This is a genomic window from uncultured Zhongshania sp. (genome assembly GCF_963975605.1).
Classification (GTDB): Bacteria; Pseudomonadota; Gammaproteobacteria; order Pseudomonadales; family Spongiibacteraceae; genus Spongiibacter; species Spongiibacter aquimaris.
Genome location: NZ_CAXBHN010000021.1, coordinates 26,317 through 50,708, shown reverse-complemented (window position 1 = coordinate 50,708; position 24,392 = coordinate 26,317). Strand labels below are relative to the sequence as shown.

General features: G+C 51.0%; 25 protein-coding genes. 13 read left to right on the top strand and 12 right to left on the bottom strand.

What is annotated here, in order from left to right:
* Positions 1-124: 124 nt before the first annotated feature.
* The 8 genes from AAC007_RS14595 (at position 125) to AAC007_RS14560 (ending at position 4,065) form a co-directional block, all read left to right on the top strand.
* A complete protein-coding gene (locus AAC007_RS14595) occupies positions 125-340 on the top strand; it encodes an antibiotic biosynthesis monooxygenase (protein WP_339677767.1) in 216 nt (71 codons plus the stop codon).
* A 12-nt stretch (positions 341-352) separates the two neighbouring features.
* Positions 353-1,072, top strand: a complete 720-nt coding sequence (locus tag AAC007_RS14590; RefSeq protein WP_339677766.1) for a class I SAM-dependent methyltransferase — start codon at positions 353-355, stop codon at positions 1,070-1,072.
* A gap of 129 nt (positions 1,073-1,201) precedes the next feature.
* Positions 1,202-1,558, top strand: a complete 357-nt coding sequence (locus tag AAC007_RS14585; protein ID WP_339677765.1) for an MmcQ/YjbR family DNA-binding protein — start codon at positions 1,202-1,204, stop codon at positions 1,556-1,558.
* A 132-nt stretch (positions 1,559-1,690) separates the two neighbouring features.
* Positions 1,691-2,098, top strand: a complete 408-nt coding sequence (locus AAC007_RS14580; protein ID WP_339677764.1) for a PaaI family thioesterase — start codon at positions 1,691-1,693, stop codon at positions 2,096-2,098.
* Positions 2,099-2,135: 37 nt separating this feature from the next.
* Entirely contained in the window at positions 2,136-2,477 is a 342-nt protein-coding gene (locus AAC007_RS14575) for a DUF2834 domain-containing protein (protein WP_339677763.1), read from the top strand.
* Between the two features lie 92 nt (positions 2,478-2,569).
* The gene (locus AAC007_RS14570) at positions 2,570-2,989 is read left to right on the top strand and encodes a VOC family protein (protein WP_339677761.1); all 420 of its coding nucleotides are present in this window, start codon (positions 2,570-2,572) and stop codon (positions 2,987-2,989) included.
* Positions 2,990-3,106: 117 nt separating this feature from the next.
* Positions 3,107-3,790 carry a DUF899 domain-containing protein gene (locus AAC007_RS14565; protein WP_339677760.1) on the top strand — a complete coding sequence of 228 codons (684 nt, stop codon included), beginning with the start codon at positions 3,107-3,109 and terminating at the stop codon, positions 3,788-3,790.
* A 56-nt stretch (positions 3,791-3,846) separates the two neighbouring features.
* Positions 3,847-4,065 carry a DUF6500 family protein gene (locus AAC007_RS14560; protein WP_339677758.1) on the top strand — a complete coding sequence of 73 codons (219 nt, stop codon included), beginning with the start codon at positions 3,847-3,849 and terminating at the stop codon, positions 4,063-4,065.
* Between the two features lie 57 nt (positions 4,066-4,122).
* On the opposite strand, the gene AAC007_RS14555 is transcribed toward AAC007_RS14560, so the two are convergent.
* Positions 4,123-7,938: a molybdopterin-dependent oxidoreductase gene (locus AAC007_RS14555; protein ID WP_339677756.1), complete on the bottom strand. Its 3,816-nt coding sequence runs from the start codon at positions 7,936-7,938 to the stop codon at positions 4,123-4,125.
* Positions 7,939-8,081: 143 nt separating this feature from the next.
* Between AAC007_RS14555 and AAC007_RS14550 the strand changes: the two genes are divergently transcribed.
* Together AAC007_RS14550 and AAC007_RS14545 are read left to right on the top strand one after the other, a co-directional pair.
* A complete protein-coding gene (locus AAC007_RS14550; protein WP_339677754.1) occupies positions 8,082-9,113 on the top strand; it encodes an AraC family transcriptional regulator ligand-binding domain-containing protein in 1,032 nt (343 codons plus the stop codon).
* A gap of 118 nt (positions 9,114-9,231) precedes the next feature.
* Positions 9,232-9,636: a GNAT family N-acetyltransferase gene (locus tag AAC007_RS14545; protein WP_339677753.1), complete on the top strand. Its 405-nt coding sequence runs from the start codon at positions 9,232-9,234 to the stop codon at positions 9,634-9,636.
* Positions 9,637-9,791: 155 nt separating this feature from the next.
* On the opposite strand, the gene AAC007_RS14540 is transcribed toward AAC007_RS14545, so the two are convergent.
* Positions 9,792-10,433 (bottom strand): TetR/AcrR family transcriptional regulator, encoded by a 642-nt coding sequence (locus AAC007_RS14540; protein WP_339677752.1) that lies wholly within the window; start codon positions 10,431-10,433, stop codon positions 9,792-9,794.
* A 193-nt stretch (positions 10,434-10,626) separates the two neighbouring features.
* Between AAC007_RS14540 and AAC007_RS14535 the strand changes: the two genes are divergently transcribed.
* A complete protein-coding gene (locus tag AAC007_RS14535; protein ID WP_339677751.1) occupies positions 10,627-10,980 on the top strand; it encodes a hypothetical protein in 354 nt (117 codons plus the stop codon).
* On the opposite strand, the gene AAC007_RS14530 is transcribed toward AAC007_RS14535, so the two are convergent.
* Positions 10,875-11,414, bottom strand: coding sequence for a hypothetical protein (locus tag AAC007_RS14530; RefSeq protein ID WP_295873080.1), 540 nt, complete (start codon positions 11,412-11,414; stop codon positions 10,875-10,877). The genes AAC007_RS14535 and AAC007_RS14530 overlap by 106 nt on opposite strands.
* 417 nt (positions 11,415-11,831) lie before the next feature.
* Positions 11,832-12,770, bottom strand: coding sequence for an alpha/beta fold hydrolase (locus AAC007_RS14525; RefSeq protein ID WP_339677749.1), 939 nt, complete (start codon positions 12,768-12,770; stop codon positions 11,832-11,834).
* Between the two features lie 108 nt (positions 12,771-12,878).
* Here AAC007_RS14525 and AAC007_RS14520 point away from each other — a divergent pair, with 108 nt between their 5' ends.
* Together AAC007_RS14520 and AAC007_RS14515 are read left to right on the top strand one after the other, a co-directional pair.
* Complete coding sequence (locus AAC007_RS14520) at positions 12,879-13,421, top strand: TetR/AcrR family transcriptional regulator (protein WP_295873077.1); 543 nt, start codon at positions 12,879-12,881, stop codon at positions 13,419-13,421.
* Positions 13,422-14,020: 599 nt separating this feature from the next.
* Positions 14,021-14,485 (top strand): VOC family protein, encoded by a 465-nt coding sequence (locus AAC007_RS14515; protein ID WP_339677747.1) that lies wholly within the window; start codon positions 14,021-14,023, stop codon positions 14,483-14,485.
* Positions 14,486-14,503: 18 nt separating this feature from the next.
* On the opposite strand, the gene AAC007_RS14510 is transcribed toward AAC007_RS14515, so the two are convergent.
* The 8 genes from AAC007_RS14510 to AAC007_RS14475 all read right to left on the bottom strand — a co-directional run bounded on the left by AAC007_RS14510 (position 14,504) and on the right by AAC007_RS14475 (position 24,382).
* A complete protein-coding gene (locus tag AAC007_RS14510; protein ID WP_339677746.1) occupies positions 14,504-15,088 on the bottom strand; it encodes a TetR/AcrR family transcriptional regulator in 585 nt (194 codons plus the stop codon).
* Positions 15,078-16,415 (bottom strand): DUF1302 family protein, encoded by a 1,338-nt coding sequence (locus AAC007_RS14505; protein ID WP_339677744.1) that lies wholly within the window; start codon positions 16,413-16,415, stop codon positions 15,078-15,080. The genes AAC007_RS14510 and AAC007_RS14505 overlap by 11 nt, the downstream gene beginning before the upstream one ends.
* The gene (locus AAC007_RS14500; RefSeq protein WP_339677742.1) at positions 16,415-17,311 is read right to left on the bottom strand and encodes an outer membrane lipoprotein-sorting protein; all 897 of its coding nucleotides are present in this window, start codon (positions 17,309-17,311) and stop codon (positions 16,415-16,417) included. The genes AAC007_RS14505 and AAC007_RS14500 overlap by 1 nt, the downstream gene beginning before the upstream one ends.
* 60 nt (positions 17,312-17,371) lie before the next feature.
* Positions 17,372-19,939, bottom strand: coding sequence for an MMPL family transporter (locus tag AAC007_RS14495; protein WP_339677740.1), 2,568 nt, complete (start codon positions 19,937-19,939; stop codon positions 17,372-17,374).
* Positions 19,940-20,421: 482 nt separating this feature from the next.
* A complete protein-coding gene (locus AAC007_RS14490) occupies positions 20,422-21,225 on the bottom strand; it encodes a sulfite exporter TauE/SafE family protein (protein ID WP_339677738.1) in 804 nt (267 codons plus the stop codon).
* Positions 21,215-21,409, bottom strand: coding sequence for a cbb3-type cytochrome oxidase assembly protein CcoS (gene ccoS / locus AAC007_RS14485; protein ID WP_296436203.1), 195 nt, complete (start codon positions 21,407-21,409; stop codon positions 21,215-21,217). The genes AAC007_RS14490 and ccoS overlap by 11 nt, the downstream gene beginning before the upstream one ends.
* Positions 21,402-23,852 carry a heavy metal translocating P-type ATPase gene (locus AAC007_RS14480; RefSeq protein ID WP_339677736.1) on the bottom strand — a complete coding sequence of 817 codons (2,451 nt, stop codon included), beginning with the start codon at positions 23,850-23,852 and terminating at the stop codon, positions 21,402-21,404. Before AAC007_RS14480 ends, ccoS begins: the two co-directional genes overlap by 8 nt.
* On the bottom strand, positions 23,849-24,382 hold the full coding sequence (locus tag AAC007_RS14475) for a FixH family protein (RefSeq protein ID WP_339677734.1): 534 nt from the start codon (positions 24,380-24,382) through the stop codon (positions 23,849-23,851). The genes AAC007_RS14480 and AAC007_RS14475 overlap by 4 nt, the downstream gene beginning before the upstream one ends.
* Positions 24,383-24,392: the final 10 nt, after the last annotated feature.

Genomic DNA, 24,392 nt, shown 5'->3' with positions numbered 1-24,392 from the left:
AATTGACGGGTATTGTCTCTTATTAAAGTGTCCGGTTCATTCAACCAGAACACCCGTACTATGCAGTGATTTTTACGTCGCAACGCACCGACGGAGATAATGGGTGCGGGAAATGGCGGCAAAAATGATAGATCTGACCTCGAAACAGCCAGGCTTCCTTGGTGTTGAATCTGCGCGGAAGGGGGTTGGTATCATCGTTTCCTACTGGTCGGATATTGCATCTATTAAGGCATGGAAAGCGAATGCTGAGCACCAGGAAGCGCAGAGTAAAGACCGGCAAGAGTGGTACACGAATTTCCGGGTGAGAATAACCAAAGTAGAGCGCGAGTATGGCATTTAACAAGCGTATCAAATGCGAGGCTCGTACCTCGCTCGCTTTATGTGGGCGGAAAACAAGGTAGAAATGTTGATACAGCCATCTAAACAAAAGGTTACGGCTGGGCAAGCCGTCTATACCCCGGGAACGCTGTTGGTCTACGACATTGTGGTCTTAGGTATCTCGAATAGCTTCATCTGGAAGTGCCCATCGTCAAGGATTGAGAAGCACTACAACGACAATATCTCCGACAGTCATTTGGAGGTGGGTGTGGGCACCGGTTATTTTCCGGATCGCTGTAAATTTCCGTCGGAGCAACCACGCGTCGGGCTCATGGATATGAATCCAAATACCCTGGAGTTTGCATCTAAACGTATTGCCAGATACGAACCTGACACCTACATTCAAAATATTCTCGAGCCTATTGACCATGAGCTGGAGCCATTCGACTCTATTGGGATCAACTACCTGTTCCATTGTGTGCCTGGATCAATCTCGGAAAAGGCAGTTGCATTTGACCACCTGAAAAAACTGATGAAGCCTGGCTGTAAGGTGTTTGGCTCAACGATTCTTCAGGGCGGTGTGCCACGCAGTTGGGCGGCGCGGAAGCTAATGGATCTCTACAGTAAGAAAGGTATTTTTGCCAACGATCAGGATGATCTTGAAGGCTTGGAAAGCGCGCTGGCCAAACGATTAGAGAACGTAAACATTGAAGTTGTGGGCTGCGTCGCGCTTTTTTCTGGTCGGTGTCCCTAGTTTCGTGTAGTTCTGGCCCAATAAATTCTTGCAAGGGACGTTTTTCCCGCTGCTCATTTATGCTGCCGCAAAAATAGGCCTGACCTCAAGCGCTCTTGAACTCAGGCGTTACACGTATTCGGAGATATTATGGATGTATCTGATGTAAAGAGCTTATGCGTTAATTTTACTGATGCGACATTTTCAGAAAAAGGTGAGCCTTCAAATATTCTTTCTTACAAAGTCCGTGGTAAAAACTTTGCTTACTTTAAAACGAGCGAGCCTGAACGGTGGCGTTTTAGTATTCGGGTATCACCGGAACGGTTTTTGGAGTTAACGGATCAGCCTGGTGTAAAACCGGCAAGATATATGCATCGTTTTCATTGGGTAACAATTGTTAATGTTAGTGCTTTCGATTCAGCGTATTTAACTGAGTTGATTAGCTGGTCTTATCGGAAGGCGTGTTCATCATTAAGTAAAAAGGCACAGCGAGAGTTAAATGTATAGCAAAGCGGTCATGACTGATGGCTTTTATGTTGCTAGGCTTATCCACAGATCGCTAAGCTAGCACAACATCAATGCCGCAGCGGCTATTTGGGCGCCTCTGGTGCGGGATTATACATCTCTAAGGATAAAAATATGAGCAATGTTCCAGACGGTTTTGAGCCAATTTTTAGAAGTAGTCCCTATCTGGATTTACTTGGTCCTATCTATAATAAAAAGTCAGAGTCTGGATTGATCATTGGTCTGAGAGCGGAGAAGAAGCATTGTAATGCTAGAGATTTGGTTCATGGCGGCGTGTTTAGCAGTCTTGCAGATATTGCGCTTGGATATAATGCGGCCTTCAATGGCAAGGAACCAGTGCCTATGGTCACCGCAAGCCTAAATGTAGATTATGCAGGTTCCGCAAAGTTAGGTGACTGGATTGAGATTGAGGTAGACGTACAGAAAGTGGGTAGAAATATGGCTTTTGCCAACAGCTACTTCTTTGTAGATTCAAAACGCATAGCAAGAGCGAGTGCGGTATTTAATGTCATTAATGCATAGCAAAGCGCTATTCATTTCATCCAGTGAGACCCATATTATGAGTGATAGAGTGTTCAAGGCTGGTCTCTTTTTAGCCGCCGTACTATTTACAATTATTTTCTGTTTTTTGGTCATTCCTCCGCTGATTGAAAGCCCTAACATCATAGCTGCGTTTGCGGCGGGTTTTGTAAATCCATTTGCCGCAGGGTATTCAACTGATGTTTTTTTCTGTTGGTTTGTCCTCGCTATTTGGGTTTGGTTTGAGGCATCTAATCATGCGGTCAAGCATGGTTGGGTTTGCCTGGTGTTAGGCGTTATTCCTGGTGTGGCTGTGGGTTTTGCACTCTACCTGCTTATACGCCATTCACAGCTAACGGCTCGCAGCACTGAACATGCGTGACAAACGATGGTAAGTGCTGTGCCTTCATCTCTGTTGCCTTGCAGTTCACTGCGGCCCCGCGCGCGGCGTTATCCATTTAGGAGAGAGCGATAATGAAACCTCGAATTTCTGTCATCACCCTTGGCGTAGATGACTTAGCGAGGGCAGTTGGTTTTTATCGAGACGGCTTAGGACTCCCGACGGAAGGGATTGTCGGCGAAGAGTTTGAGTACGGTGCGGTGGCGTTTTTTGATCTAGGTGCTGGACTCAAGCTGGCACTTTGGCCCAGAGCGAGCCTGGCGCATGATGCCGGTGTAACGTTGGCAGCTCCGAGTACCACCGAGCTTTCTCTTGGTCACAACGTCATGTCGAAGACAGAGGTTGATGAGGTCATGGCGCAAGCCGAAGCTGCCGGTGCGGTCATACTAAAACCAGCAAAAGATACTTTCTGGGGTGGTTACGCAGGATATTTTCAAGACCCCGATGGGCATTTATGGGAAGTAGTCTGGAACCCACAGCTACTGCCCGAATAAAACGCATAGTATGGTCAAATACAGTGACGGCTAATTGCGGTTTTGCTTTCGATACAGCACCGCGATTACCTGCGAGTCCAGTTCGCACTCACATTGAACACATAGGAGAATCAGCTAATGACAAGAAAAAATCTGCCGGACGTTGTGTCTTCAGATGAATGGAGAGTAGCGCTGGACCAACTTCTGATAAAAGAAAAAGAGCTCACTCGCGCGAGGGATGCCTTGAGCGCCGAGCGCAGGAAGTTGCCAATGGTAAAGGTGACTAAGCAATATACCTTAGAGGGCGAACACGGCAAAACGGCCTTAATCGATTTGTTTGAAGGGCGCCGCCAGCTCATTGTGTATCATTTTATGTTTGCCCCCGATTGGGATGCGGGCTGTGGCGGTTGCTCCTGGGTTATAGACGCCATGACTCATCCGGCGCATTTGCATGCCCGCGATACCTCCTTGGTTTTGGTGTCACGTGCGCCCAGGGAAAAGCTCGAGCAGTACCGGTCGCGGATGGGGTGGACTACTAGTCTGCCATGGTATTCGTCTTACGATAGCGACTTCAATTTCGACTTTGGTGCAACAACAGATAAAGGCGAGAGGCACGGTGTTAGTGTTTTTATTCGCGACGGCAATGACATTTATCGAAGCTATTATAGTGGCGCGCGGGGTGTGGAATATCTGGGCAGCCTCTGGACTTATCTGGACTTGACTCCGTTTGGTCGCCAAGAGACTTGGGAAGATTCCCCCGAAGGCTGGCCGCAGACTGAACCGTATGCATGGATTCGTCGCCACGACGAGTACGACGTCTGAAGCGCTGCGCGTATTGGCGGCGTTATATAGTCAGCATAATTTAAGGAATAGTGATTTTGCGGGAAGAGCTTAGAATTAAGATCATTGACGTGTGTGATCAGAAGATTATTAAGAAAGGGCCGGAGGTGGGTCTCTCTTTTTATGCTTTCTTCAAAAATAAGAACGACCAAGCTGAGGTGCTAATGGAGGCTGCTCGTTGGTGGATTGAAATTCATAAGCTAGATCATTTTGAGAAAGCCACTAAAATTAGGTATATGGTTAAATCCGGTGTTTAACTTTTGCGATTTAACTTTGTCCGTGCCGCCGGTTTATTGTATCCAGCTTGATAGAAGCTATATTGCCTCCACAACCACAGGTACTCCATTCAACGCCGCATTCCCTGAAAGCACATCAATATAGCGATCATCAGTCAGGTCATTTTTGTTGATGCCCGGATTGGTATGAGCAACCCGCAACTGAACCCCTTCCAGATTATGACCCCAGCCATGCGGCAAGCACACTGAACCGGGCATGACGGAATCGGTGACTTCTACAACGACTTGTAGCTCGCCCACCCGCGAACGGATATTCGCTTTGCTGCCGTTGCTCAGGTTTAGGGCTTTTGCGTCAGTGGGGTGTACAAACAATCCACAGCGGTCTTTGCCCTTCACCAGACGTTGGCTGTTATGCATCCACGAGTTGTTGGTGCGAAGGTCGCGGCGTCCGATTAACTTGAGCGCAGGTTCGGCTTTTAATTCTTCAGCGTAAGCCTTTAAGCGTTCCAGGTCTTTGATGAAGGGCGCGGGCATGGTGTGGATTTTTCGGTCGGCGGTGAACAGAAAGTCGGGAAACCGGGGTTGTAACGGGCCGAGGTTCACGCCGTGGGGGTAGGTCTTTAGTTTCTCTAGCGTTAGTCCTTCGCTTTGATGAGTCACTTCGTCGCCATTGTATTCATCGTAGCCGTTCGCGTAGGGGCCAGCACGCAATGCGCCGTCTAGCATTTGGGATAAGGACATGGGCGCTTTGGGTTCTCGGCCAGTTTTTATCATGTTCAAGCGATCGATCAAGCCGCTCATAATTTCCCAGTCGGAAAGGGTGCCTTCTTCATGGGGAAACAGCGGCTCGGAAAATTTGGCCACGTTGTGTACGGAAAGAAGGTTGAACACCATGTCGAATTGTTCGTGTTCCAGCGGCCCGGTGGGCGGCAGAATAACATCGGCATGGCGGGAGGTTTCGTTGAGGTAGAAATCCAGCGAGACCATAAAGTCGATTTGTTCGAGGCCCTGTTCGAGCATGCGCCCGTTCGGTGTAGAGAGGCCGGGGTTACCGGCAATACAGATAAAGCCTTTCACCTGGCCTTCACCGGGAGTGAGCATTTCCTCCGCCATTGCGGTGACTGGGAGTTCGCGGTTGAACTCCGGCAGCCCGCGCACGCGGCTGTGGTAGGTGGCAAAGCTGCCGGCCTGACTCGCTCTGACGGCGGTGTCTACCGCTGGGGTGGTAAACATCATGCCGCCGCGCCTATCGAGGTTGCCGGTGATGATGTTGAGAATATTGATCAGGTAGTGATTTAGGCCACCAAAGGCCTGCGCGGAAATCCCCATGCGGCCATAGCAGATAGCGCTTTCGGCGGTGGCGAATTCCTCGGCAATACGTTCTATCTCAGCGGCGGGGATGCCGGTGAGCGCTTCGATTTCGCTTAGGGGGAATAGCTCGAAGGTCTCTAGCATGCCTTCCCAGTGGTCGAGCATGTCGCGCAGGTGGCCCGGATCGCAGAGCTGCTTTTTAATCACTTGCTGGATCAGGCCCACTAGGAAGAAGGCATCGGTAGTGGGGCGAATAAAGTGGTGTTCCTGCGCGTAGCGCGCGGTTTCGTTTCGGCGTGGGTCGATGAGAACCAGCTTGCCACCTCGGGCGTGAATGCCTTCGAGGCGTTTCAGTATATCGCCACCAGACATCAAACTGCCGTTGGACGCCGCAGGGTTGGCGCCGAGCATTAGCATGTAGTGGGTGTGGTCGACGTCGGGAATCGTGAAGACTTGGCCGTGACCAAACATCAGATACGAGCAAAGCTGATGTGGCATTTGATCCAGCGAGGCAGCGGTAAACATATTGCGGGAGTTGAGTGCCTTGCGCAGCTTGTTGGTCGACATCAACAGACCAAGGTTGTGCGAGGTGGGGTTGCCCCAGTATCCGGCAACGGCGTCGTTGCCGTGGCGTTTTTGTACTTTGGCGAGGCCTTCCGCGGCCGCGTCTAGCGCTTCTTCCCACGACACTTCCAGCCACTGGCCATCAACTTTGCGTAGCGGTTTCTTGAGGCGATCCGGGTCGTTGTGCAGATCTTGCAGTGCATAACCCTTGGGGCAGATGTGGCCCCAGCTGTGTTGGTCTTTATCGTCGCCAGAGATCGCGATGATTTTGCTGCCCTGATATTTGATTTCAACGCCGCACATAGCTTCGCACAAGGTGCAGGTGCGGTAGTGGGTTTCCACCGGGAGTTTGGCTTGCTCGTCAGACGACGCCATCGCCGCTGTGCGCGCATCGCTGATGATGCGAAGCATGGTGGCAACGTCGGTTTCTTTGCGGCGTGGGCGGCCCTGTTCGCGGCCACGGGCTTGCTCGTGAGCATCTAGCAGTTGCCAGTCTGGGTAGGAGATAAATTCAACGCCACGCTCGGTGAGAAGCGTCTCTACATCTTGCTCAATAGTGACGGGGTTTTCGGGCAGCGCGGCGATAAGCTGGCCGACGGTTTCCGTTGCGCACTGCTTATTGGAGCCGATCACGCCGCTGGCGCCGCGCTTGATCCATCCGGCTACATATTCCTTTGCTTCAGTCGGGTTGATGCTAGCGTGTTCATTGCGGATAACACCGCGCTGTTCATCAAATGGCAGGCCTGGAATCGCTTCGCCGCTGTAGCCGGTGGCGTTGATGATTAGGCCTACTTCCAGCGCCTGTTCTTGGTAGGTCGCTACTGCATTGATTTTGTTGCCTACTCGTTCAAGGCGGTTACGCACCGTATGCAGTTGGCGAACGCCGTTGGTTTCGGTAATGGCGGTGGGGCTAGTCAAAAATAGAAAGCGTATACGTTTCGTCGCGGGGTCTTTGCTCAGCGGGCGTTGGGCAATCTTCTGCAGTAGCGCGACATTCTGCCTGGCTTCGCTGTGTTCGGGTTTGTCTAGCTCAGCCAGAGAGTCGGCATCTAGCTCTAGGTCTGTTGGGTTGACGATCAGGTCGAGATTCTCAATGTCGATCAGCTGTTCCAGTTCTTTGGGTGTAAATGCGGCTTGTGCGGCGCCGCGACGGGCCAGTACACACACTTCCTTCACCGCGCTTTCGCGCAAGGCCATAAGCGATTGGTCGGCGATATCGGTTTTGGCGAGATCCGAATAGGGCAGTATCAGTATGCGGGCGATATCCAGCGCGACGTTGCCGGCGCCAATAACGGCGACGCACTCGGCGGATAGATCCGGTGCCAGGGATTGATGCTCAGGGTGGCCGTTGTACCAACCCACAAATTCCGAGGAGCCGAATATATTGGTGGCGTCTGCTCCGGGAATACTTAAGGGCCGACTCTTTGATCCGCCGGTGGCGTACACCACTGAGTGGTAGAGAGATTTCAGTTCATCGGTGGAGATGTCTTGCCCGACGCTGACGTTGCCGAAAAAGCGAACTTGCGGATTTTCTGCAATGCGTTCAAACCCCGCGCTTACCGATTTTATTCGCGGGTGGTCCGGGGCTACGCCATAGCGGACCAAGCCAAATGGTGTGGGCAGTTTTTCAAACATATCCACGGTGGCCGAAGGCAGGTTTTTCAGAATCGCTTCGGCGGTGTAAAAGCCGGAGGGGCCGGCGCCGACTACCGCGAAGCGGCCAGCCATTTCTGAGTTGGCACTCTCTGCGGCCTGTTGGAGAACACTTTCCAGGATGACCGGTAGTTCCTGCGCTTTTGCTGCATTCAGGGCGATGTATTGCTGCTGGTCTTGGGGTACGGCACTTTCCGGAAAGATGGCGCGCTCGGGGCATTCCGTCAGGCAGGCATTGCAGTCGATACAGGCCTCGGGGTCGATGAAGAGCATGTCTTGCCCTTGACGGAAGGCGTCAACCGGACAGACGTCCACGCAAATGGTGTGTTTGTGGTCAATGCAGGCCGAGGTGACAACATACGTCATGGTTTGAATGCCTCATTTATTGCGGGTGTGCCGGTTTTTGGGGACGGTGGATTGCAAAGGGGATACTAGGTAATCGGTGGGGCGAAGTATTGACAGATTGGTCGCCGTTGACATTTTGTGCCAAGCGTCGAATACTCAATCACATGCCAACTTCTGCAGTGATTCCTTCAAGTTTTACCGGCGTTTTGCAGCGATATATCGCCGCAAGAAAATTGTATGCAGCCGATTTGCAATCCCGTCTAGCGGGCTTTCGGTCCAGCCCGCAAATGGAGAACCGCGAATTTGATCAGCTGCTGGCGGACATCCATCGACTAGATCCGGTGTCTGCGCTTGGTGTGCGCATTGGACAAATGGCGGAGCCTAAAGACTTTGGCATCGTCGGCTATCTGCTTACTTCATGCAGCACGCTTGGCCAGGCGCTGACACGCTACGGCCGTTTTCAGACTCTTGTACTGTCGGCACTCAGCACTAAGGTGGAAGTGAGTAGTGATGTCATTCGTCACCGCTGGCCGCTGCAAGATGTGGAGACGTCTTTCTCCTATGAATTCAGCGTTGCGATATTTATTCGCCTCTACCAGAACTTGATCGGTAAAGCCGTTCCGCCCAAGAGGGTGGGTTTACCCTTTCCCGAGCCGGAGGATGTGGCGCTATATGAAACACTGTTTCAGTGCCCGGTCGAGTTCAATACCGATGGCCTGGTAGTCGATCTCCCAGCCAATATCATGTGGATGACGATCTCCAGCAGCGACCCCTATATGCGCAAGATCTTCGACCGACAGGCGGAGGCTATGTTGGACGCGGGGCGGGGGAATCACACCGATAGTTTTGAGGCGTTTTTCGAAAGTCTGCAACAAACCATCTTGATGGCCATGACGGACGGTGACTGTTCCGCCAAAACCGTGGCCGATAGAATGGCTTTCCCATTGCGCAGCTTTTATCGACTGCTGGAAGCCGAGGGCTATAACTACCGAGGTATTCTTGCAGGGCTTAGGCGGCGTCTCGCAAAAAAATATCTACAAGACGAATCACTTTCCTACGCGGATATTGCCATGCTCTTGGGTTATTCCGAGCAAAGCGCCTTTAGCCGTGCTTTCAAGGACTGGATGGGGATAACACCGAGTGAGTATCGCAAGGGGATTGATGGGAATAAGCGGTCTTTGTCGGCCCAGGATTAAAAACGCTGTTTGTAGAGTTGTTATGTCTAATTCCCAGTATCAAAGCGTATTTAAAAAAATTGTGCTGGGGTGACGGTGCTCGGCACCCCAAGTCAAAATCTTATATTTCAAGGATGTTATGAACTACCAACACGGAAATTATCGACTAAGTGACGATCGCAGCTCAATTCAAATTGATCAAGTAGAGTCACTTTTAAGGTCATCATATTGGGCTGGCGAAAGAAGCTTGGAGACCATAAATGTATCCATAGCGAATAGCGTTTGCTTTTCCCTCTTTTGCGGAGCCACCCAAGTAGGCTTTGCACGAGTAGTGACTGATTTTGCGTCGGTTGCCTATATCGCGGATTTAATTATCCATCCTGATCACCGCGCTCTGGGTGTAGGGAAGTGGATGTTCGGGGTGATAGTTAACGATCCACGCTGGTGTTCCAAGTTTCAATTTCTCGTTACGGATGACGCTCATGGCTTGTATGAGAAATTCGGCTTTTCAGCCAGTAGCAAGCTAATGAGTACAAAAATATAGCGAGGTGATGCGCAATAGAGAAATTCTGAGCGCGCTCCTCTGAGCGACCGGCACTGTTTTAAGTGCCGGTGCTGGTTGCCTTGATTTTGAGGTGACTGATGTCTTGTACTTTTTAATAGAATCGCCAGCGCGCCTGCTTAACTAATAAATAAAAATCAACTATTCGGGCCGATATCGGGGCTGCGATTATGCTTGATGGCGTCGTCCATTAAGTCGAAAAGCCATGTAATTAAATGCACCGTGCGATCACCATCAAAGCCCCAGACTTGGGTAAGTCGCTCTTGAAGCTGGGATTGCCAGAGAATATCTAGCAGCGCTGCGGCATTTTCCTGGCGATGGGTTTCCCAGCCGGGGGTCGCGCGAACAACGGCGTGGAGCAAGGCATTGGTTCGGTAGCGGTCGATGTCGTCCATGAGGGGGTCAGACGCCGAGGTACTTGCCACCGAAAATGACTGCAGGTAGCGAAGCAGGGTGCCGACTGTGCGGCCAAAGTCGCTGAGCTCCAGGCGTTCGATATTGATATTGGATTCTTCAACGAGGCGCTGTAAGACCGCTGTGCGCAGGCTGCGCTCGTTGGCAAAGTGGCGGTGTACGGTGCGCTCGCTTACCCCTGCATGTTTACCAACGACCTCGGCATTCAGATTTCGCCAGTCCCAGCTCGGCATGCTGTGAACTAGCTCAGACCCCGCATCTATAATTTTCTCTCTGGTTGCCTCGCGCTGCTTTTCTCGCAGCGGGCTGTGGTATTTGCGCTTATTGGCGGGGGCGGCGGCACCCGCTTTTTTGTCTTCTGGCATGTCGCAATATCTTGAGTGGCGTGTTGCGCGAATGGTAGCAGATCAGCGCCGTTACCGTCACTTTTGGGCGCCTGATTATCTGCGGGAATTCGTTTCTATTAAACAACAGTGTCGAACAATTGAAATTTTCGCGTTATACTCGGACATAGTTTAGACCCAGATAACACGAGAAGAAAAATTATTGGAGTTTGCAATGTCTGAAGCCTTCATTATTGATGCAGTTCGAACCCCGTGTGGCGGTGGTAAGCCAGGCAAGGGTGCCTTGTCAGGTATGCACCCCCAGCATTTAGCCGCGACAGTCCTTAAGGCTCTACAAGAGCGGAATGATTTTAAAACCGCCGACGTTGACGATGTGATTTGGGGTACGAGCGCGCAGAAAGGTATGCAGGGCGGAGATATGGGGCGGCTGGAAGTCAGCGCACCACTAGTCAGCTCGCGGAGCTACTGCGGTAGTCCGTCAAGTGGGCTTCCCGTACCTAGGCTTGGCAGGCCGCTCCCTTCGAAGTTCAAGTCAATGCTGAACATGGCGCCCATTAGCGCGTCGTAAAGCGGACGGGTGAGCGGTTCACCCGCTGCGACCAGCATAGCGGTCGGGCCGTCCATCTGCAGATAGGCCGGGAGCAGAATATCGTAAACCATGTCGGTACCCATTACATACGCGTCAGCTAGAGGCGAGACGGGAGTGCCATTGGCTAATTTCACTGCAAAGCCCTGAAGTGCGGGGTTTCCGTTGTTGAAGCCCTGGGTCACATTGCCACCTTCTGTGCCCTCGGGATTTAGCGCAGCCAGTGCGGCTCCCCGCATGCCATCCCCTCGATAGCCGTCTCCGCTAACAAGCGCATTTGTCGCATCGTCAATATTGTTAAAGCTGCTGAGCAAGATATTCGGGCTGAGGGCGCTGCCGAGTGAGCCAAGTGGAATCTGGGCCCAGCTAGTGCCGGCCACGCCGGCGAGCAGCAGTGCGGGGATCATTCGTTTCATGAGTCTCTCCTCGGGGGATATGGTTTAGTTGACTATTTAGTCAATACGTTCATTTATGTGAGTTGGATGTGGTATAGGCAGGTGCGACAGGTTGTATTCCGTGTCTTGTGACATAGCGCAAGCCTCGTGGGCGACGCAAATATGTTCAGTGGGATATTTGGCTTATGACGAATAGCGTGTAAATTTCAGGATTAAAAAAGCGGTAGTTGGCTTCGACGATGCCTTTTTACTTAGTATTAGATTTGAGGGTCGATTGTACGCTGCAGGGTTTCTGATGATGACGAGGTCAATCATCAGAAGACGAACGCTGTTTTAATCATTAAATTCGACTGGCTTTAGCGCCAAGTACAAGCAGTAAATCTGTGCCAGATCCAAACGAGCCTAGCAGTTATCTACGTATCATTAATCTTAACAATCTTATGGGGTTTGGTCGGCCGATGGCGTGCTTGCGTTTTCATGCGCTGCAACGACCTTCTGCGGGTTGGATTCTAGCCATAACCAATCCAATGTTTGTTGCCACAGGGTCTCTTTAGCTTTGTCGCGAAAAAAACCAAAATGGCCAATTTTTCCAATAGGCAGTTCACCCCTAGCAAAGTATCTATTCTCCACTACACAGGTGGGGAATTTGTCGAGTAAACCGCTAATCGCAGCCACTGAAGCATAGCCGTCGTCTTCAAAGCTAAACGAAAGCAGCGGAATATTGAGCGCGCTATATCTAGATAAATCTAAGCCAAATCGCTGCGAAAATAGATAAGCATCCCCTCGCGCCCAGCGAGCCCACTCGCTCATGACTCCGGAGGGTATGTCGACGTTCGAAAACCCTAGGCGGCGAGCGGGAAACCTGTCTCTCCCGAATGAAACTAGCGGGATGATTGCATTCCACATCATGCGCAGCCCATAGCGGGCCGGCGCTGGATACAAGTCCGGATTAGCTAAAGTTGAAGCGACAAAAATCGCACCGTCAAGGTGAGCGGCACTCGGGGCCAGTCCGAGTAATTGCCCACCACAACTGTGGCCAATCATGAAATGTCGATCAGAACTCAACTTCTGGCCGGCGGCTAGGGCCGCATCAATGTCGTATCGCCCCCAGTCATACAGCCGGACATCTCGACCGCGTTGACTCGGTCCGGAGCCCTCGATCCCCCGATAGTCAAAGCGTAAAACCGCATATCCGTTTGAGCTAAGAAAATTAGCAAGTGCCTGATAAAAGCGTCGCGGCACGCCTAAAGCACCGGCAATAACAACGCTGCCGTGTAACGGCATACCCGCTGCCGGCCGTGATATGTTGGCGTCAAGATATGTGCCGTCTTCGCATTTCAGTTGGACGTCTTCGTCCGTGGGTGCTTGATTGTTCATGTTTTTTACCGGATTAAAATTTCACATACCTGAAGTATGCTGTATTCTATCGGTATGTCAAATACAAGTAGACGTCAAGAATATGCCGCGCAGACACGGGCAGCCTTAATGAAAGAGGCGCGCCGTCTGTTTACGTTGCATGGCTTTCAAGCCACTTCGCTTGATCAAATCGCCGGTGAAGCACGGCTGACCAAGGGGGCTATCTACCATCACTTCAGCAACAAGACTGAGATTTATGCGGCGATATTCGAGCAGCAGTGCGTAGAGCTAACGCGCTTAGTTTCAAATGCCAGCGCCGAGGAAAGCGATGTCTGGAAACGCGTGCTTGCTCAGTGCGAGGCATTTTTCGATTTCAGTCGTCTAACCGCGTTGCCGCTGGTTCCGCTGCACGAAGTTATCGGCGTTCTGGGCTGGACACGTTGGCGCGAGATCGAGGAGAAAAATACTCTCGCAATTGTACGTGACAGCGTTGAGGCACTTATCGCCGCAGACATGCTCAAGACCAACAATGCAGGGCTGGTGAGTAGTGTGATCCATGCAACGTTGACCGACGCCGCGATCACAGCAGGGCGGTCCGGCAACTCCGACAAAGTGCGAGCTGAAGCTATAGAGGTCGTGACACAGATGATTGGTGGGCTTCTCGTAAAGTAGCCGACCTTGGGCTAAACGCCTTCGCTCCAACACCATTACTCTCGCTGCTTATCAGCAGTCCATCGCAACACAGGTTTGAACCGCATCCCATTTTGCGTTCTCAATAATAGGCATCCAGTTAAACGTCGCTGAACTAGGTGTTTGGGATTTCTCACCGTTCGCTTTTTATACTAGGGCACCTCTGATTAATTCGGCTATGCCCCGAAGGGCGGGCCTCTGGCGCACACTGGACAGCGTTGCGACTCTCATTAAGGACAACCAGCCTTAATCTTCGTGCCGCGTCGGAGTGCCGCACCACTTGCCAGTGTACGCCAGAGGCTCCGCTGAGACATTACCGAATTAATCAGAGGTGCCCTAGGCTTTGCCTCTCATCTAACCTCGCAAGCCATAAACCGTGAAGCGCATAAAAAAAGAATTACGGTTCTACGATAATGATTTTCTGGCTAGTCGCGAGCTTGCAAGGCAGGTCCTGTTTTTTTAGCAAAATCGAATTGCCTATGACCGGCAGTAGTATCGTGCGTCGACCAGAACTTAGACGCTTAGCAAAACGGCGTCTTTAAAATACACTGCCTGTAAATATTTAAAAGCGGAGGGCTTCAATGTTAGAAGGAAAACACTTTCAAAATGCCTATGTGACGCGAAATAATGACCAGGCGATAGCCGAGGTTCAGGCCTGTTCTAACATTCGTAAACTTATCCAGACTGAAGTGACGGTCGATGTCTGGACGCCAAAAGGTCAAGGCAGTATTAGTACTAAATTAGCATTGATTTGGGTAGATGATTTGCAATACGAGATCATTCAACCGATTGGTGGTGATGTCGAATTGTATGTGGATGCATTGCAAGATGATGGTCGGCCGCAATTTCATCACATTTGCATGCGAGTAAATGATTGGGAAGAGTTTCGTCAGCGGGTAGATCAACAGCCATTCCCAGTTGTACTAGAGGGTGGCAGTGACGCACTCAAATTTATTTACCTGGATGCTCGCGCCTTGCTTGGACATTTTTTGGAATATACATGGATGACTGAAGAGCGCTGGATACAAATGGGCGGTCGCGGCTAGGTAAGTATCGGTGCGTCGTTATTTAGTAATCCCGCGTATTAATGCCAGCGCACTTTGAATAGCAGAGTGAGGAAAATTGATTTTCTCCGGTGCGATGGACAATGCGATACCGATGCCATCGAAAATACCTCGCAAACCTGCGGCGATGCCATCTGCATCGGTGTCTTGGTCAAACTCGCCCTGTTTGATGCCCAGCCGAATTAGGTTTGCAATGTGAGTGTGGGCAATAGCGTATTGTGAATTAATGCGTTCTTTGAAAATGGGAAATGATCGGGCTTGGACAAAAAAATCTAGAAAAATTTGATTGTAAGCACTCATTTCCGCTATCACATCTTCCCGGCTGATGATCATCCTCTGAAGTTGCAGACAGGCAGATTCATTCGCGTCAATTTGCATATTGACTGGATCAAGGACGTTGCCCATGAGATGTTCGAGCACGCCTATCAACAGGTTTTCTTTGCTATCAAAATGGTGGTAAACACCGCCTTTGCTCAAGCCCGAGGCGCTGACAAAATCGTTCATGCGACTGGCCGCGACGCCTTTTTCCAATAAGACCTCGATGGCGGCAATGACTATTTTTTGTCTACGTTCGTCAGAATTCATATTTAATACTTAATGTCGCGGCTTTTTCAGCGGAAGCGACAGGAAGGTCTTTGCTTGACTCGTCCAAGTCGGCGAGGCTTAGCGCAAAAGCGCTGCTCCAATAATCACTCCATTGGTACTCGGCCAGTATCGTCGCGGTGGCGAAGCGGGGGTTCGACGCCCAGTTTCCCAGCACGCTCATCACGAGGTTGTCATTTAAATAGCTGTGGCGCCAGCCCATGGTTATGACCTGAATATCTCTTTGTTTGAGTTTATCGTTTTTAAGGTGCGTCGCCCACACACCGCCATTGAATATATGGTTGTCGCTGGTGGTGTATTCAAAACCTAAGGCTGCATCGTAGCGCTCGGTTCGCTCCGTGCTAAACCGCAGTAATTGATTGTCTCGGAAAGCGGCTTCGGCCTTAAGCAGCAGTCGACCGACAGCGATGGTACTGGCGACACCTACGAGGTCGAACTTAGCGAGTTCTGCTTCGACACTGAGACCTGGGGGCAGACTTCCGGTGTTCATCAGCGATGCGATAATTTCCGGCAGATAGTTAGCGTCATCATCGTTAAGGGTGCTGCCGCTATTATTGTTAATGACAGGCGTTGCCGTATTGTCGTAGAGCTGGGCATACATCAGGCTTATATCATAGCGTCCGCCCTGCCATTTATAACGCAATCCCCATTCTTCCTTTGCGTCTTGGTCGAGATGAATAGCGGGTACGGTTGGCGCTATGGTGAAGCTTAAAGGGTGGTGTTGAAAAATATCCGTTTCCGCTTCTGGGGTGTAAAACGCTTGTATTTGCGCATTCGCAACAAAACATTCGCCGACCAGCATATCTTGGGCTAATCGCACATTGCCGTACTCTGTTAGCAACTGCTCGGTGTAGTCGAAGGGGGTGACAATGTCGGTGACAAAAGTGCCTTCGACGGTTCCCCAGATTAAGGTTTGTCTGCCTGCGGTGGCGGTGCAGGCGCCTCGACTATATTGCAGCCAGGCGCGCTGTAATTTGTTGCGTCCATAAGCATCGCCACGGGCTTCGGCAAGGTCGTCTTTGTCCCAAAAGTAGCGGTAGCGCGTATCCAGTTTTGCATACCAACCATCGGCGATATTGCTTTCGTACTCTAGCCGCACACTGCTTTGCTCGCGGCTCGGTTCGGCGGGAATTTGGGTGTGGCTGTGTTCCAAGGTGGTTTTGAAACCATCCGTCCAATGCGGCTTTGATACTTCTATTTCACTGGTATCAAATGCAAAATCATCGGTAGCTAATAAATCATCACTGGCGGCGACGAGTGTGCTAGCACAGCAAAAACCCAGCGCTAAAATACGGTTTCTGTATTTCATTATTGGAAATACTTACGCAGTGCTTCCAGGGTTTTTTCACGGTAAGCAAAGTCGGTCAGCGTGCGCTGAGTAAGAAACTCGTCTTCGACGGCGACATTGGTCGTGATTGCCTCGGTTTTCATATTTGATAGTCGCTGTGATTGTAGATTTATCAATGTCACATCGCGAGCAATCCACAGGGCATTAATTTTTTCTATGTTTTTAAATGTGAGTTGCTTATAGGGCTTGCCGCGCTTGTCATAGGTCTGGGCCTTGAGCAAGGTGTAGCGTTCTTTGTCTACCCAATAGAGTAGCTTGCTGTATTCTGTTTTTACCGCGCGCACGGGTTTGGGTATGGCCTCTATTACCCACACTTCGCGATCACCGAAGGGACCTTGCTGTAAGATTTTGTAATCGTATTCGTTGGTGTTACCGCTTTCCATATCTTCGGTGGTGAACTCTGAACCGAATACGGAAACTGGCTCGCTGTCTTCACCGGTGCCGCTGGCCATGCGTTTTACCTTACCCAGTGCCGATAGATAGAGCCAGGATTCGGTGTCACGACCGGGATCGTCGTAGTTGTAAGTCAGCATGCCGATGCCGCGCTCACTGGCGGGTTCAAGTAAAATAGAGACGCCCTTGCTATCTTTCTTATCGGGGCCGTACTGCTTTGAAACCGACTCGAGTACTTTTACACGCGGTGTTTCAACACAGTTGATCTGTTTATCTTTCTGCCCGAATTTACAGGTAGATAATTGTGAGCGAGTGAGGCTACCGTCGGAAACCAGGCGCTGTTGCTCGTCCATTTTTTCCATGATGAGCTGGGCGTTATCCTCGTTGGCTAGCGCGGCGCTATTCAGCGCTAAGTTCAGTAAAGCGATGCTCGCGGCAGTGCTTAATAGTGCTAATTTCTTCATGTTTTCACCTGTTTATTCGTTATTCCAGCGTGAGTGTATTGTGGCTTTGTCTTTACGAATTTAGCTCGTTGCTGCTTGCTCATTTGCCAGCTTAAGGACTTTATCTCTACCCATATTGGGTTTTAGCCAGTGCATCAGTGCCGGTAGGAAAAGTAAGTCTGATAGCAGCGCTACCAAAATAGCTAATGAGCCAAACAAGCCGGGCTTGGCGAGCCCGAGGTAACTGGCAAAAATAAGAATGGCAAAGCCAAGCCCCAGGACAAGGCTGGTAAAGGCAACCGCTTGACCGACTTCGCTGAGGGTTTGGCGTACCGCGATACCGACGTCGCCGTGTTCTATCCATGACGCCCGATAGTGGGTCAGGAAGTGAATAGTGTCGTCTACGGCAATGCCGATGATAATAGGGGCAACAATCAAGGTGTCGCCGTCTAGCGGAATGCCTAACCAGCCCATTAAGCCGAAGGTGACAATCCCCGGTAATATATTGGGAATCATCGAGATCGCGCCAGCCTGGGGAGACCCCAAGCTTATGATCATGAGCACGGTGATAATGATTAACACAAAGCTAAAACTCTTTAACTGAGTCCAGGCAATATGGTCCATTAGCTCCACCGCCAAATTAAAGGTACCGGTAAGCTCGACGCGCATATTGGGGTAGTCGGCCCGCAGCGGTTCGTATATTCGTGCCATGTCTTGTTTAAGTTCTTTGAAAAAAGCGGTGTATTCGTAGGTGCCGCCATTGCGCAACATAATAGAGATATGGCTGCTGCTGTAATCGTCGTTAACGGTTTCCCGTCGATCGGTCGGATTGGCATTGTTGAACATATACAAAAGCTGCGCTGTTAGGCGCGGATCGTCTGGTATGACTCGGTACTGCTCGTCGTTATTGTTCAGTACGCTGTTGGTGTCTTTTACCACATTAGCCAGTGAAAAGGTTTTGATGACTTTGTCGGCGTAGTTGGCGGCAATGTGTCTTTGTAGCTCATCGGCGGCTTTCAGCACTCGCGGGTCTTTTAAGGCGTCTGCACTGCCAAAACGAGTAAGCACTTCTAAACTCATGCCCCCCATCATTTCTTCATCTACTATTTTTAAGGACTGCCGTAGCGGGGTATCTTCTCTCGCCATCATGGCGGAGTTGGAATCGATTTTTAAATTAATCGCGCCAATACACATGGCAATGAAAATGACGAGATAGCTGATGACAATGGTTTTACTTCTGCGCTCGGTAAAGTCGCCAATCCATATCATCAGTGGCTGCAAATCTATTAATGGCTTCTTGCCCTGCTGTTTGGTCTGTTGTGAACCGCGTAGTTTTGGGTGCCACAAGTCCAGTGCGCAGGGTAGGAGTGTGAAGATTAAAATAAACGAAAATATGACAGCCATAGCAGAGGTGGCGCCAAAGACTTGTATTACCGGCATATCGGTTAGTGTTAACGACAGCATGCCAACGGCGGTTGTTAGTGAGGTGAGTAGAATAGGTAAGCCGGTTTTGCGATAGGCCTTTGTCATCGCGTACTGGTGGTCGGCGCCCTGGCGACTGAATAGCGTGTAGGCGCTCAAGATGTGAACGCAGCTAGCGATGCCTACCGCCAATACCAGCATGACCGTTAACGTCATCATTGTGGTGTAGCTGACACCTAGCCACGCGCCTGCGCCGATAGCCCAAAACCCAGCGAAAATCACAACCAACAGGGACCAAAGCACCGCGCTTAATGAGCGGAACAGGGCCCAAAGTAATATGACAATGAGCAACACCATCATCAGTATTAAGCCGGCCGCTTCGAAGACGCCGTTCATGATAAATTCCATGGTGACGGCGTTGCCGACCAGATAAAAATCGAAATTTGAGTATTTATCTTGGTCGATAACCTCGCGAAGCGCAGCCACGAAATGCATGTATTCGTCTAGCTGAACCCCGACAAATTCCACCTCATTGGTTTCTGCACTGGCTTCGACCTCTAGCGGGGAGTCTATTTCCAGGCCAAAGCCAAAGGCGTCTTCTTGCAGTAGATCGGTACTTTGGGTGTTATCCGTGATTTGAGTTTGCTTAGGGACGGCGCCGATGTTGGTTTTTAAGCTGATACCGCCGTAACGGAAGTCATTAGAGAAAAACATTCGCGAAAAACTTTCTTGTGTGATCGCGATGGCGCGACGTTGCTCGCGCTCCTCAGCGCTGTTGGGAAAATCTGCGCCAATGAGTTTTTTGGAGATCAGGGTGTCGCCGTCGGAAATCTGGTAGCGCGCGTTGTACAGGCTATCAATTTTTACGATGCGCGATAATTCATTCGGCTCTGCTTGGAGGCTAGCGTCTTCTAAGTCTTGATGAAGCTCTGCAATATCGCGTAAGGCCTGTTCGGAAAAGACATCGCCCGATTTGGGTTGGTAGACGATATATACATTGTCGTCGCTGCCGAATAAGCGCCGGTAGGCGTCGCGAATGACAATGGTATCGGCGCCTTTTGGGTACCATGATTCCGGTGCCATATTGATGGTGAAATGCTTGTTAATGCCGGTCGCCATCAATATAGATATGCCCACAAAGACAAGCGTAATAAGCCAGCGATATGGTCTGACGGCCGTTGGAACTTGCTCAAAAAGATCATTAAGGCGATCGAGCAGCTTTTGCATGTGTACCCCGGAAAAAGTGGATTGTAACTTGCGAGCAGGGTACAGACCAAATGGTCGGTTTTCAATAATGATGGAGAAAGTTTCATCCAACTTCGCTAGATAGAAACGTAGATGTCGAGGGAGCGGCGCGCGGGTGGGGTAAGTATATTACTAATGGTCAGAAAACTTGGACCTCCTAGGCAGACGATGCCGATACCTGTTTTTGTCTGGCCAGGACCTCGCGGGGCAAGGCTTTATCTATGGGAAGTGTCGGTATTCATTGATTTGCGCGGGTTAGCGCTAAAAGCGGCGGGTAAGTACTGCTTTTAAATTTAAACGTCGTTGTATTGTTTCGACTTACATTAATTAACGTCGCGGAATTCCTCGCTAAGCTTTCTCATCAAAAGCACTGTATGGCGGCGCGGTAGTTAACATTACCGAATGTTCGGTGAGAGGGGGGCTGTGCTGGCTTATTCGACATGCTTTTTGTTTTTAGTATTGGCTTACGTGGTGCTTTCAGTATTGTGTGCCGAGTGATGGTGGCTCTGGTGCTGAACCATTGTGTATAAAGGGTAGATCGCTAGCAAGATTAATAGGGCGGCAAGGCCTATGCGAGTGAGGGGCTTTTTCAATGTGCTGCGCAGACCGCCGCTCAAGCTGCCGATGCTGACTACCGCTGGCGCTGTACCTAAACCAAAGCAGGCCATCAGGATTGCCGACTGTATTGCGCTGCCGCTTAGGGCCGACCAAGTGAGGGCGCTGTATATGAGTCCGCAGGGTAAAAAACCCCACAAACCGCCTATCGCGATAGCCTTTGCGGGCGAGTCGATTGGAATAAAGCGTTTGGTCACCGGTTGTAACTTTTGCCAAACGCGACCACCTAATTTTTCTAGTAGCATGGCAATTCGACTCCAGCCCGCGATGGATAGCGCCATGATGATTAACATGACGCTGGCGAGTACGCGCAAGACTTGGCTGATAGGGATTAGCTGTGACTGTGCCAATGATCCCAACGCGGCAACTGATCCGCCGATAATGGCGCCGAGCAATGCATAGCTAGAAATCCGCCCTAGCTGAAACAGCAGGTTGTAATAAATACTTTGTAGGCTGCCGGCTGCGTTGCTTTTGGCGATGACGCTGCTGTGTTGGTATTGAACGCTGTGTTTAACAGGTGCTGTAGTTTGGGTTGATGCGCCGAGCAGCCCGGCGATGCCACCGCACATGCCAAGGCAATGGGGGCTGCCGACTAAGCCCAGCAAAAATGCTGCGGAGTAGCTGAGGGCCTGGGGCAAAACCTCAGGCATCATGGTGTGATTCTCCTTGGGGCTGTTGGTGTGGGTCGCGAGGCTTTGTTTTTTCGTCGAATAAAATACGCTGGCCCTCCCTGTCTAGATCGTCAAATTGCTTATTGCCCACTGACCACCAAAATAAAAAAATCGCCAGCCCGAAAAAGACCAGCGCAATCGGTAAAAGGATCATTAAACTAGCCATGACGAACTCCATTTGTTGCCAGAGTCTTAATTTCTTTGGGTTCGGTGCTAGTGGCGCGCGGTTTGCTATCTGTGTGACTGGCGCCGATACGCAATGCGTTCAATACCACCAATAGAGAGCTTAGTGACATGCCCAGTGCCGCGAGCCACGGTGGCACTAAGCCCATAGCAGCTAGGGGCAGGGCGAGCAGATTGTAGAGTAAGGCCCAGCTCAGGTTTTGCAGCAAAACACGTCGACTTTGCTGTGCTTTACTAAACAGGGTGCTGATACTTTGTAACTGGTTATCGAGCAGCACCACATCAGCCTGGGTGCGGGTCAATTCACTGGCGCTGCTCATGGCAATCGAGATATCGGCGGCGGCAATAACGGGGGCGTCATTAACACCGTCACCAACCATCATCACGATCGCACCGTCGGCTTGTAGTTTTTTAACGTGGGCGAGTTTTTGCGCGGCACTGCACCCGGCTTGATAGTTTTCGATGTTGAGCATGCCCGCAATTTCAGCGACTTGGCCGGAATTGTCGCCGCTTAGAATATCAATATGCAGTCCCGCCCGCTGTACATTTTGTACTAGTTCTAAAGCGTCGCGGCGAATTTCATCGGCGAGTTGGAAGTGCGCTAAAACTCGTTTTTCATCGGCTAGATAAACATTGAGATGGGCGCTATTGTGCTTCGGCGCTACGCCGCAAAACGCGGCACTGCCAATCCGGTAGTGACAGCCATTGATGGTGCCGCGAATTCCCGCCCCGCTGATTAGCTCACTATTTTCGACATTTAAAGCTACGTCTATTTTGTCTTTTCTTTTAAACGCATGGGCAATCGGATGACGTGAAGGCGCTTCGAGGGCGGCGGCTATCCGGCGCGCGGTGTGTTCGTCTATGTCGCCGAACAGGCGGCAAGATATAATGTGGGGGCGGCCCTCGGTGAGCGTTCCGGTCTTGTCGAAAATAAGGTGGGTGACGTTGCGCAGTTGTTCTAGAACACGACCATTTGTTAACAATATGCCGTGCTTACCCAGGGATTTGATCGCTGCGGTATAGCTGGCAGGTGTTGCTAACGACAGGGCGCAGGGGCAGCTAACTACCAATACTGATAGTGTAATAGTAAACGCCAAGCCGTTATCGCGACCGTACCAGTAGGCAAAACTCAGGCCGCTGATTAACAGCACCAGTGACACAAAATGGCTGGCGATGCGGTCGGCGAGCTGCGCTATGGCTGGTTTGCTGCTCTGAGCTTGCTCAAGTAGTTGGGTGATTTTGGTCCAGGCGGTATCGGCTGCAACGGCGCTTACTTCAATTTCGAGAGTGCCGTCGAGATTGCTGCTGCCTGCCATTACGGCATCGTTTGGCCCGCAGTGTGTGGGCAGAAATTCGCCGCTAAACGCACTGCTCTCTACACTGCTTTGGCCGCGTCGAATAATGCCGTCAACGGCAATGGTTTCACCGGGATGAACGCTGATGAGGTCGCCTACGGCTAGCGATTTCACTGCAACCCACTCAGAGCGGCTGCTGCCAAGCTGGGCAATTTTACGTGCTGACATGGGAAGTGCGGTGCCGCGATGCTGGTACTGGCTGACCCGCAGTTGAAGGTAGCGGCTCAACAACAGGAAAAACGTAAACATGCTGATGGTATCGTAATAGACGTGTTCACCTTGGCGCAGGGTCGCTATCACACTCGCTATATACGCTGCGCTCAAGGCAATGGAGACAGGTACGTCCATGCCTAAATGCATGTGACGTATCGAGCGCCACGCGTTTTTGAAAAAGGGTTGTGCGGAGTAGAGCAGCACAGGTGTGGTAATTAATAGACTGAATAGTCTTAGCAGGGTGCGAGTGCTGCTGTCGATGCCTTGAAAGTCACCAGCGTAAAGGCCAATGGCAACCATGCCGACTTGCATCATGCCGATACCGGCGATCCCCAAGCGCCGCAGTAAACCATCCATTTCTTCTTGTAGCTGAACGTCGCGGTTGGCCGCCGACCAGGGCAGGGCCTGGTAACCAAGGGCATTGAAGGCCGCAAAAAGTGCGCTGGGTTTAAGCAGGTCTGGATTCCACGTCACCGTGGCGACGGCATTTTGCAGGTGTACGTTGATGGATTCTACCCCGTCGATACCTTGCAGGTGGTGTTCTATAAGCCACGCGCAGGCGGCGCAACGCAAGCCGCCAACACTAAAGCGGCTGATCCAATACTGGCCGTCCTTTTGAGAGAATTCTTCGATGAGCGCATCATTATCGAAGCGACTGTAATCGTCACTGCCGTTGCTAGGGGTTACCGCTGCGGCAGAGCGCAAACGGTAGTAGTCGTCCAGTCCCGCGCCGAGTATGCATTCGGCGACGGCCTGGCAGCCTTGGCAGCACACCGATTTCTGCCCACCATCGACCAGCACTGTAAAGTCAGCACCAGCGGGAATTGCTTCGCCACAGTGATAGCAGCCAACACTCATTGTGCCTCCGAGTGTTCGGTCTGATTATTCATAGCGAAATGCTGGCTGAGGTCGGTGTTGAATTCTGTCCTCAGACGCCAGCGGCTATCCTCCTTGCTATCGAAATCCTCCAGAGCCAGATACCAGCGCCCGCTGAGGTTTTCCGTAATCTGCCCGCTGTAGTGCTTGGGACTGTCCTGAAGCAGAACCGTCTTGAAATCTCGGTCTGCATCAGTGGGGTGTTGCCATGTAAGCAGGAGGTGTTTGTAGCTGTGGGGCTTGCTGCTACTCAGGGTGATTTCAATAAAACCAGCTGTGACTCTACCGCTTGCGCTAAGCTGCAGTTGCTGGGCGATTTCGTCTTGTTGAAGATAGCGATTTATCGCTAAGCCGTCTTTGTAGTAATCGTCGCGTACCAGGTTGTCGCCGTGGGTGATGGCAATGACTAAGGTGGCGATACTGGCAATAACAACCGAGCCGGGTAATACGATAAGAAACCAAGGCCAAAATTGCCGGTACCACTTCTGTGGAATGATGGCGTTGATAGGCATAGAAGACTCC

Excerpts from the sequence above, each read along its gene's own strand:
- AAC007_RS14540 (WP_339677752.1), bottom strand. The coding sequence starts at position 10,433 with ATGCCAGAAGACAAAAAAGCGGGTGCCGCCGCCCCCGCCAATAAGCGC.
- AAC007_RS14525 (WP_339677749.1), bottom strand. The coding sequence starts at position 12,770 with ATGAACAATCAAGCACCCACGGACGAAGACGTCCAACTGAAATGCGAA.
- AAC007_RS14595 (WP_339677767.1), top strand. The coding sequence starts at position 125 with ATGATAGATCTGACCTCGAAACAGCCAGGCTTCCTTGGTGTTGAATCT.
- ccoS (WP_296436203.1), bottom strand. The coding sequence starts at position 21,409 with ATGGCTAGTTTAATGATCCTTTTACCGATTGCGCTGGTCTTTTTCGGG.
- AAC007_RS14590 (WP_339677766.1), top strand. The coding sequence starts at position 353 with ATGCGAGGCTCGTACCTCGCTCGCTTTATGTGGGCGGAAAACAAGGTA.
- AAC007_RS14505 (WP_339677744.1), bottom strand. The coding sequence starts at position 16,415 with ATGAAATACAGAAACCGTATTTTAGCGCTGGGTTTTTGCTGTGCTAGC.
- AAC007_RS14490 (WP_339677738.1), bottom strand. The coding sequence starts at position 21,225 with ATGATGCCTGAGGTTTTGCCCCAGGCCCTCAGCTACTCCGCAGCATTT.
- AAC007_RS14510 (WP_339677746.1), bottom strand. The coding sequence starts at position 15,088 with ATGAATTCTGACGAACGTAGACAAAAAATAGTCATTGCCGCCATCGAG.
- AAC007_RS14475 (WP_339677734.1), bottom strand. The coding sequence starts at position 24,382 with ATGCCTATCAACGCCATCATTCCACAGAAGTGGTACCGGCAATTTTGG.
- AAC007_RS14575 (WP_339677763.1), top strand. The coding sequence starts at position 2,136 with ATGAGTGATAGAGTGTTCAAGGCTGGTCTCTTTTTAGCCGCCGTACTA.
- AAC007_RS14535 (WP_339677751.1), top strand. The coding sequence starts at position 10,627 with ATGTCTGAAGCCTTCATTATTGATGCAGTTCGAACCCCGTGTGGCGGT.
- AAC007_RS14550 (WP_339677754.1), top strand. The coding sequence starts at position 8,082 with ATGCCAACTTCTGCAGTGATTCCTTCAAGTTTTACCGGCGTTTTGCAG.
- AAC007_RS14520 (WP_295873077.1), top strand. The coding sequence starts at position 12,879 with ATGAAAGAGGCGCGCCGTCTGTTTACGTTGCATGGCTTTCAAGCCACT.
- AAC007_RS14570 (WP_339677761.1), top strand. The coding sequence starts at position 2,570 with ATGAAACCTCGAATTTCTGTCATCACCCTTGGCGTAGATGACTTAGCG.
- AAC007_RS14545 (WP_339677753.1), top strand. The coding sequence starts at position 9,232 with ATGAACTACCAACACGGAAATTATCGACTAAGTGACGATCGCAGCTCA.
- AAC007_RS14530 (WP_295873080.1), bottom strand. The coding sequence starts at position 11,414 with ATGAAACGAATGATCCCCGCACTGCTGCTCGCCGGCGTGGCCGGCACT.
- AAC007_RS14585 (WP_339677765.1), top strand. The coding sequence starts at position 1,202 with ATGGATGTATCTGATGTAAAGAGCTTATGCGTTAATTTTACTGATGCG.
- AAC007_RS14565 (WP_339677760.1), top strand. The coding sequence starts at position 3,107 with ATGACAAGAAAAAATCTGCCGGACGTTGTGTCTTCAGATGAATGGAGA.
- AAC007_RS14480 (WP_339677736.1), bottom strand. The coding sequence starts at position 23,852 with ATGAGTGTTGGCTGCTATCACTGTGGCGAAGCAATTCCCGCTGGTGCT.
- AAC007_RS14515 (WP_339677747.1), top strand. The coding sequence starts at position 14,021 with ATGTTAGAAGGAAAACACTTTCAAAATGCCTATGTGACGCGAAATAAT.
- AAC007_RS14495 (WP_339677740.1), bottom strand. The coding sequence starts at position 19,939 with ATGCAAAAGCTGCTCGATCGCCTTAATGATCTTTTTGAGCAAGTTCCA.
- AAC007_RS14555 (WP_339677756.1), bottom strand. The coding sequence starts at position 7,938 with ATGACGTATGTTGTCACCTCGGCCTGCATTGACCACAAACACACCATT.
- AAC007_RS14500 (WP_339677742.1), bottom strand. The coding sequence starts at position 17,311 with ATGAAGAAATTAGCACTATTAAGCACTGCCGCGAGCATCGCTTTACTG.
- AAC007_RS14580 (WP_339677764.1), top strand. The coding sequence starts at position 1,691 with ATGAGCAATGTTCCAGACGGTTTTGAGCCAATTTTTAGAAGTAGTCCC.